Source organism: Streptomyces sp. UNOC14_S4 (assembly GCF_020740835.1).
Classification (GTDB): Bacteria; Actinomycetota; Actinomycetes; order Streptomycetales; family Streptomycetaceae; genus Streptomyces.
Window position 1 is genome coordinate 1 of record NZ_JAINFC010000646.1, and the last position, 3,646, is coordinate 3,646.

General features: G+C 74.2%; 5 protein-coding genes. 1 reads left to right on the forward strand and 4 read right to left on the reverse strand.

All coding sequences use genetic code 11. The features are described from left to right. Positions 1-61 precede the first annotated feature (61 nt). The 4 genes from K6I34_RS33620 to K6I34_RS33635 form a co-directional block, all read right to left on the reverse strand. The gene (locus tag K6I34_RS33620) at positions 62-1,117 is read right to left on the reverse strand and encodes an enoyl-CoA hydratase/isomerase family protein (RefSeq protein WP_229331830.1); all 1,056 of its coding nucleotides are present in this window, start codon (positions 1,115-1,117) and stop codon (positions 62-64) included. Positions 1,118-1,189: 72 nt separating this feature from the next. Continuing rightward, positions 1,190-1,765 (reverse strand): hypothetical protein, encoded by a 576-nt coding sequence (locus K6I34_RS33625; protein ID WP_229331831.1) that lies wholly within the window; start codon positions 1,763-1,765, stop codon positions 1,190-1,192. Then, entirely contained in the window at positions 1,762-2,085 is a 324-nt protein-coding gene (locus K6I34_RS33630; RefSeq protein ID WP_229331832.1) for a nuclear transport factor 2 family protein, read from the reverse strand. Before K6I34_RS33630 ends, K6I34_RS33625 begins: the two co-directional genes overlap by 4 nt. A gap of 237 nt (positions 2,086-2,322) precedes the next feature. Beyond that, a complete protein-coding gene (locus K6I34_RS33635) occupies positions 2,323-3,072 on the reverse strand; it encodes a TVP38/TMEM64 family protein (RefSeq protein WP_229331833.1) in 750 nt (249 codons plus the stop codon). A gap of 445 nt (positions 3,073-3,517) precedes the next feature. Between K6I34_RS33635 and K6I34_RS33640 the strand changes: the two genes are divergently transcribed. After that, a partial coding sequence (locus tag K6I34_RS33640) for a GTP-binding protein (RefSeq protein ID WP_229331834.1) occupies positions 3,518-3,646 on the forward strand: 129 nt, incomplete at its 3' end.

The following is a 3,646-nucleotide window of genomic DNA, read 5'->3' on the forward strand; positions in this document are numbered from 1 at the left end:
GGCCCACCGGCCGCAACCGACCACCGCGGGGGTCCGGGGGCGGCAGCCCCCGGTGGGTGACCTACCGCGTGGCCAGGCCCAGTTCGTCCGCGCCGAGAGGAACGAAGTGCCGGGTCACCGACGCCTCCGAGACTTCCGACAGCGTCGCCGGATGCCACCGCGGGCGCCGGTCCTTGTCCACCACCTGCGCCCGGATGCCCTCCACCAGGTCCGGGTCGGAGAGCGACGCGCACGAGACCCGGTATTCCTGGTCGAGCACTTCGTCCAGGGACGCCAGCCGCGCGGCGCGCCGCAGTGCGGCCAGGGTCACCTTCAGCGCTGTGGGCGACTTCGTGCGGATCGCCTCGGCGGCCTCCTTCGCCTCGGGGATGCCGGAGGCGGTCAGGCGGGCGAGGATCTCCTCGACCGAGTCGGCGGCGTAGCAGTGGTCGATCCACTCCTGGTGCGCGGCGAGCGCGCCGTCCGGGGCGGGCTCGCCGAAGGCGCGTACGGCTTCCGCCGCGTCCGTCTCGGCCAGTGCCGCCGTGAACGCGCCCAGCCGCGCCGCCGGTACGAAATGGTCGGCGAAGCCGCTCCGCACGGCGTCACCCGCGTCGAGGCGGGCCGTGGTGAGGGCGAGATGCGTGCCGAGTTCGCCGGGGGCCCGGGAGAGGAGGTACGTGCCGCCGACGTCCGGGGCGAAGCCGATGCCCGTCTCCGGCATGGCGAGGGCCGACCGTTCGGTCACGACGCGGACGCTCCCGTGCGCCGAGATGCCGACCCCGCCGCCCATCACCAGCCCGTCCATGATCGCCACATAGGGCTTGGGGTAGTGGGAGATACGGGAGTTGAGGTGGTATTCGTCCCGCCAGAACGCCCGGGTCGCCCTCGCCTCGCCGCCGCCGCGGGCGTCGTCGTGGATCAGCCGGATGTCGCCGCCCGCGCACAGCCCGCGCTCACCGGCCCCGTCGATCACCACGGTGGCCACGGAGTCGTCGTGCTCCCAGGCGGCGAGCGCCGCGTCGACGCGGCGCACCATGGCGTGGGTGAGGGCGTTGATGGCCCGGGGACGGTTGAGGGTGATGCGGCCCGCGCGGCCCTCCCGGCCCACGAGTACGGCGTCGTCGTCAGTGCTCATCGCCCCACTCTCCCAGGTGAAGGGCGCGCGGTGGACGGGACGTTCGTCACGCCCGGGCCCGGCGGCGGTCGTTCAGCGGGCGGAGCCGATCCAGTGGACGGTGGTGTAGCGGACCCCGAAGTCCGGCCGTACCTCGACGTCGATCTTGCCGACGTCCGCCGTCGGGACGTCGACCGCGAAGACCGCCTTGCTGCTCTCGTCCGGCGCGAGCGAGCCGGTCAGCGGGTTGCCGACGCCCCGCGCGCTGTCGAAGATCTGGTCGACCCGGGCGCCGCTGTCCCCGGCCTTCACATTGACGAGCACTCCTGTCACCTCGAAGGGCTGTCCGGTGCCGTTCGTCAGCGTCACCGTGAAGGTGACGGGCGAGTTCTCCGCCTTGTGCCCCACGGCGGTGCCGCTCGGCCTGAACGGCTTCGGCTTGCTCACCTTCACCCGCAGCCCGTCGTCGTAGACGTAGGTGTCCTCGAACGCCACCACGCGCGAGCCCTCCGAGGAGGGGGACGCCGCCGACGGCGACACCGTGCGTCCGGCGGAGCCGCCGCCCGAGGTACCGCACCCGGTCGCGGCGGCTGCCAGGAGGCACGTGGCCAGGCCCGCGGCCAGGACGGCGGCCGGGGTGGTGCGGCGTCCCGGGCGCGGGACGTTCACGCCTGTCCGGTCTCGAACCGGCTCACCTTGCCACCGCCGTCGACCGTGAAGTGCCACGCCGTGCGCATCGCGCCCCAGGTGTCGTTGGTGTACAGGGCGGTGAGCGAGTGCCCCTCGTCGGACTCGGACTCCACGTCCATGTGTCCGTGGGAGGAGAAGATCTCCCGCTCCGCCCAGTCGTCGAGGTCCCGGTCCGTGCCGTCATCGGACATCGTGGCGCCCGGGGCCAGGGCGGCGCGGAAGGCGGCGATGTCATTGGCGTTGATGGCGGCGACCAGAGCGCGGACGGCCGGGTCGGACAGGTCGTCGGTGGGGATCACGGCTCTCCTCGCGGGACACGGGTCCCTCCAGCACACCACCGTCCGCTCCGGCCCGCGCGCTGGGTACACCCACCGGGTGCTCCGTTCGCGCCCCGTAGGGGCGCGGGGAACTGCGCGACCAGCCGTCAACGACGCGCAGCCGCGCACCGGGCCCGGGTGGCAACCCGGTGGGCGCAACGGACCACCGGCCCGCAGGCGAACGCGAACGCATGACCAAACGCATTACCAGCGGAGCGCTCACGCACGGGCGCGGCGTCGGTGCCACGCCACGAGGACCGCCGCCGCGCCGGTCACCGCCAGGAACGCCGTCGCCGCCACGAACGCGGGCGACGTGGGCGAGGAGGCGTGGCTGCCCGCGATCACATAGGCGGCGGTGGCGGGCAGGCTGCCCACGGCCGTCGCCGCCAGGAACGGCGCCCACCCCATGCGCGACACCGCCGCGCAGTAGTTCGCGGCAGCGAACGGCACCCCGGGGAACAGCCGGATCGCCAGCATCGAGCGGAAGCCGTGGCGACTCAGCTGCCGGTCGGCCGCCGTCAGCCACCGGCCGCGCAGCAGCGGCCGCAGCGCGTCCTGCCCCAGCAGCCGCCCCAGCCCGAAGGACAGGGCCGAGCCCAGCACCGTGCCCACCACGGCGGCAGCCGTGCCGACCGGGCCGCCGAACAGCGCGCCCGCCGCGAGGTTGAGGATCGGGCGCGGCACGAACGCCGCGGTGCACACGCCGTACGCACCCGCGAACAGTGCCACCGCCACGCCGCCGGACATGTGCGGCGGCCAGCCGTCGGCCAGCAGCCGCTCGGGCCGGAGCGCCAGCACCGTCACCGCGGCTCCGGCGAGCAGCAGGACGAGCAGCCCCAGCCGGACCCACGGGGACAGCAGCGCGCGGGCGCCACGGCGGGCGGGGCCACGAGAGGGCGCAGCGGACACGGCGGACGCGGGAGGGGCGTCGGGCGCGGCAGGTGCGGCGGACGTGGCGGGATCGGGCATCGATGGAGCCTAACCGACGCGCGCCCGCGACGGCCCCGATCGCGGTGAGCCGGTACGGAACGCGCACATTCGGGCGTCGCCCGTTCGCCCGGTGGACACCAAGACGGCCGAAGACGACACGAACGCTTGAGGACGAGACCGATGCCCGAAGACGACACCAACGCCTGAAGATGACGCCAACGCCCCTGCGGGGAAAACCATTCGACGCCCCACGGCGCGTGCGCGAGCATCGACAGCATGTGCCGGCAGCGCTCCCGACCCCAGCCGACGCCCGCCGCCGCGGGCGCCAGGCGCGCTGCCGCCGACCCCTGCCCGGCCCTGCCCGGTCGCGACCGGCTGCGACGCCGACTCTTCCCGGATCGTTTCGCGGGCCCCCGAGGGAAGGGTCGGCCGGTCCCGGGGTCCGCGTGACGGCACCGCTCCACCGCATCCGGGGAAAGGAACCATGCCCAAGCAGGCATACGTACGTACGAAGCCGCACGTCAACATCGGAGTCATCGGCCACACCGGCCACGGCAAGACCACGCTCACCACCGCCATCACCCACCTGCTCGGCACCCATGAAGCCCCCGCC